Source organism: Candidatus Desulfofervidus auxilii, from assembly GCA_030262725.1.
Classification (GTDB): Bacteria; Desulfobacterota; Desulfofervidia; order Desulfofervidales; family Desulfofervidaceae; genus JAJSZS01.
On the sequence record JAJSZS010000056.1, the window covers coordinates 1 to 4,436 of the forward strand.

The window sequence follows — 4,436 nt, forward strand, 5'->3', positions numbered from 1 at the left end:
GATAGAGCAGGCGAGATGCCTTACGGGGATTTTATATAGCGGGATTCAGGAATACAGCAAGGAATGCAGCAAGGCGATGAGCGTGTTAAAAGAAGCACTTGAGATTTGCGAGCGATATCCTCATGGTACAGAGCAGATTAAAAAAGTATAGGTTCTCGGTCAAATACGGTAACTTCTAATCAAAATCAGGGGTAAATGTGGACGAAATTGAGATGAAGAAAAATTGTCAGACTGTATTATAGTCAACCAGATGCCACACACATCAGCCTCCTTTTACATTTGGAGATAGACCATTCAGCCCTTGATGTGGAGCATCACTGTATGAGATAACCTCTTCCAAAACCATCGTCAATCTACATCCTTCCATTCCTCCTCTGCCAGCATCTCTTTTAATCTGGGAAGGCTGAGGCAAGTCTCCCCGATGAAGCACCGATGAGCCTCACTGGATGCCCCTCAGTGAGAGGTGGTGGGCACATACTGTTTCTTGTTGTATACTAATAAGAGTGCACCCCGGACCAATTGCTTTGTTTTTCTAAATTCTTATCTAAATGGGTAGCATAAAAACAAAAATTGAAAAGCTTTTATATATATTTTCCCGTTATAAAAATCAGGTAATGCACCCTATAGGGAAGATAAAAAGTCCTTTGGACAGGTTGTTTGAGATAGAGAATGGAGGAGGTGCAAAAGGATGAAAGGAAGGAAAATCGAGGAGATAGGAGTTTCATTCGGAGGGATGTATATGCGGAGTAGTTCGGATGTACCACCAAAATGGGACGGGATTGAGGTAAACGGAGGAGAAAATGATTGAATATGGAGGAGTTCAACCAAAGGGATGTATATGCGAACCATGTTCTGATATACCACTAATTTGGAATGATATACGAATTAAGTTTGGATATACTATGTTAAGTGAAATGCCCAAGCCTGTATTAGAAAATAACCAATAATTAAATAACTATAGTGAATTATAACTATGAAGAGGGAACAATGAAGCAAATGTTTAATGAAATTAAACATAAATGGTATTTGGAGAAGTTGAATTTAATTACAAATACATTAAATAAGATAAATCCTAGTTGTGTTTTATTATGTTATAATGCAGATGCTGACGGTCTTATTGCTGCTGTATTTATCTCTAAATTTTTAAAATATATAAACAGTAGAGCAAATATAATAGAGAAACCGGTGTTTAACTTTCAATACGATTTTAATTGGTTAAATTCAGTACAACAGCAAGTAAATCCTGACGCAATTATATGTGTTGACTTACCGATTATACAAGAAACAGATATCGTCAATAGAGTAAGTAAGAAATCCGCGCTTATAATATATGATCATCATTTGATACTAAACTTTGAAAAGGATAAATTATCTAATAATGCTATATATATTAATTCAAGAGATATAAATTTAAATATACCTGCATCTTATTTTAGTGCCTCATTATTATTTAATATTAACAATTTTAAACACAGCTATATTCCATTTGTAGCTATAGGATTAGTTGGTGATAATAGCTTAGATGACTTTCCTTGGGTAAGGCGTAATGTAGAGAGATTCATTAAACTTGATAGAAATCAATCTATCTGGGATTCTGAGTTAGGAACTTATACATCTTTACTTAATGCTTATTTTAGAGCAAATCCTCAATTAGATAAGAGCGATATTGTCTGTAAAATGATTGACCTTATGGAAAAATACTATGTAAATGAAGTTCTTTCTAAATTAGAAAAGATGTATAACCTCAGACAGATGCTGAAAAAAGTTGATAAAGATGCAATAACTAATATTGAAAATATAAAAAAAATAATTAATTCAAGTAAATCAAAGCTAATATGTAAGGTTCTCAATGTATCAACCTTTAGTGTTGGGATTATAGCAACTCGGCTTGCTATTGAATTCCCATCTTTTATTTTTTGCATTGGTTTTAAATATAAAGATAAAATTCAATTTGAACTGAGAACCAACAATAGTAACAATTATAATTTAATAATCCTGCTAAAATTACAAAGAAAGTTCTTTAAACCTATTACTTCTGGGGGTCACCCAAAAGCGGCAGGAGCACTAATTAATGTTAAAGATAAATCTAAATTTTGTGAGTCGTTGAGTAAAAGCCTGGTTCTCTATGAAGGAGGCGAGAGTAATGATTACAAGGGATGAAAAGAGAGTACTTTTTGAAATACTTCAATTTATAGAGGACTTATGTAAAAAACAGCAGGACGACGGTAGTTGGGATGAAGAACATTGGTCTAATCTTCATAGAGCAGTCATCTCTTGTCAAATAGGACTTTTATTAAGTAAACTGATTTGGGGAGACATTTATAAATGTAAAAGATGTGTATTAGATCTGCTATCAAGTCCAATATTTGCTAGTTGTGAATATTCTTACTGGCGATGTTTACCTTTAATTTACCTTGGTGCTGATAGAAGCACCCTAGAGGATGCACTTAAACAACTTGAAAATATAATTAAGCAGGGTGTCTTTCATCACCCCCACTCACCTATAAAAGAGTTCTATTTAGAGTGTGTATTTAGAATTTTAGGTAAAGATACTGAACTTAGCCATGAAATAATAAAAGAAGTCATAGATGACATAAGCAGAGAAGAATACAATAAATGGACTGCACAAAAAATAACATATACTCTTCTCAATTTAGAACTCAGAAAAATACTTGATGAGAACATTTCTTGTAAAATACTTAAGGTTGTTACAAATAAATCAAATTTTCAAAGTGGATACAGGTTTTGGGAAACTCTAATTTCTACTATTTATGTAATTGTTAACTTAAGTGAAATATATAATTATACTTCTTCTGAAAAAGTAAAAAGTTCTATAGAAGAAATTTTGAAAGATGCTATAAAATTTATTCTTAAAAAGTGGAAAGATAGAGATTTTTATTCTGAGCCACTAGCAGGAGGGGATTTTGATAAAACACCATATGTAAAGATAGTAATGGCTAGATCTATACTTAGTTATTATTTAAACATTAGAAATATAAAAGCTGAGGAATTATTTAACGAATATGAAAAACAAAAACGTAGAAGGAGAAGGAGAAAAATATTTAAATATACTATAATAAGTATATTTTCATTTTTAATAACTTTTTTGCTATATGGCTTTAGAGAAGAAACTATTGAATTAATTAATAATCAAACTTTAGTGAATATTATTACTTTAGCAGCGGGAATTATATCCGTTGCTACTGGTATTGGAGCCATCAGGAATTATTTCCGTCACAAAAAATAATTAAATTTTAAAGTGCTAACGAGATTCAAAGATAGGCTTCAATCAAGATATAATAAGAGAAGTCAAAAATTAGGAGAAATTGAAAGAAATTAACATATTAACATGGCGGGCTGGGTCACTCTGCGGTGCTTCGCACCTTGCCCGGGGTCACTTAACAGGAGGATATGTGGCTCGCTCACGCTTGCCCAAATTTCGCAAGGCGAAACTTCACATATCCCCGGAACGTCGATATCTGAGCTCATATAACATCTGAGATGAAAAGAGAAAAGAGTGTTATCGGAACAGACTTGCGGGTTCTCCTCGAAACATCACAGGGATTTGCATATATGACTGTGATATACTGTGATTATATCTCATATCATTTCACTCAGTTCGCACAGATGAAGAGATTCTGAATATTGCGCATAATCCGCGTGTGGTGGGTATAGCGTGTGGTGGGTATGGACTCTCACAGGAGCTCCTTTCAGAGATTGCGATATCGCGGTGATGCGCATATGTCCCGTGTTACCTCTCACAACATTCATGCGGCAGCTTTCAATGCGTGGCATGCGCATCTCATCACTCATAATGAGAAAATGTGAAGTTGAAGTGCTTCCGGGCGAATATTACAATACCACAAAATAACAAACGCTTCAAGCAGGAATACGATGCTTTCCTCTGCGCGATAACTGCAACTGCGCGATAACTGCAGAATACCATATTGACGAAACTGGGGAGTGATAGCAAGACCTGCCGGCAGCAATTTGAAAGCGCTCAGTTGTCACATCACCACTGCGTCACGCTGTGCTCTGCCGCAAGCGCCGGCTGCTGTTGATGTCGTCACGATGACATTCAAATTCTCTAACCTGAACTGCGACACCTCTCACGGATTCAATCATCTCCCATCCGCTCATCTTCGCTCTTCCCACGCCGAAAACGCTTTCATTTCTGCTTGAGAATATGACATAATCGTTCACGCGTATTTTCTCGTCTGCGTGCAGCACACCGCCCGCGAATATCGTGTTTCCGGGCACAAAATCATCCGTCAGCACGAAATACGCATCGCCTATCGCCTCCCGCAACCTTCTCGCACCTCTTGTTGTGATTGAGAGCATTCCGTATTCCGGTGATATCCTCGCAAGCACGCATCCTTCATCGCAGTTTCCGTCACGATGCACACTGCCACATTCGCTCGCCTTTGCGTCTTCTG

At 36.1% G+C, this 4,436-nt stretch carries 4 protein-coding genes; 3 read left to right on the top strand and 1 reads right to left on the bottom strand.

From position 1 onward, the window contains the following. Positions 1 to 800: 800 nt before the first annotated feature. The 3 genes from LWW95_11680 to LWW95_11690 are packed head-to-tail and all read left to right on the top strand — an operon-like array spanning position 801 to position 3,247. Entirely contained in the window at positions 801 to 947 is a 147-nt protein-coding gene (locus tag LWW95_11680; GenBank protein ID MDL1957686.1) for a hypothetical protein, read from the top strand. 40 nt (positions 948 to 987) lie between these two features. Then, positions 988 to 2,160 (top strand): hypothetical protein, encoded by a 1,173-nt coding sequence (locus LWW95_11685; protein MDL1957687.1) that lies wholly within the window; start codon positions 988 to 990, stop codon positions 2,158 to 2,160. Further along, positions 2,144 to 3,247 carry a hypothetical protein gene (locus tag LWW95_11690; GenBank protein MDL1957688.1) on the top strand — a complete coding sequence of 368 codons (1,104 nt, stop codon included), beginning with the start codon at positions 2,144 to 2,146 and terminating at the stop codon, positions 3,245 to 3,247. Before LWW95_11685 ends, LWW95_11690 begins: the two co-directional genes overlap by 17 nt. 776 nt (positions 3,248 to 4,023) lie before the next feature. On the opposite strand, the gene LWW95_11695 is transcribed toward LWW95_11690, so the two are convergent. After that, positions 4,024 to 4,436, bottom strand: a 413-nt coding sequence (locus tag LWW95_11695) for a hypothetical protein (protein ID MDL1957689.1), incomplete at its 5' end; no start/stop codon positions are given.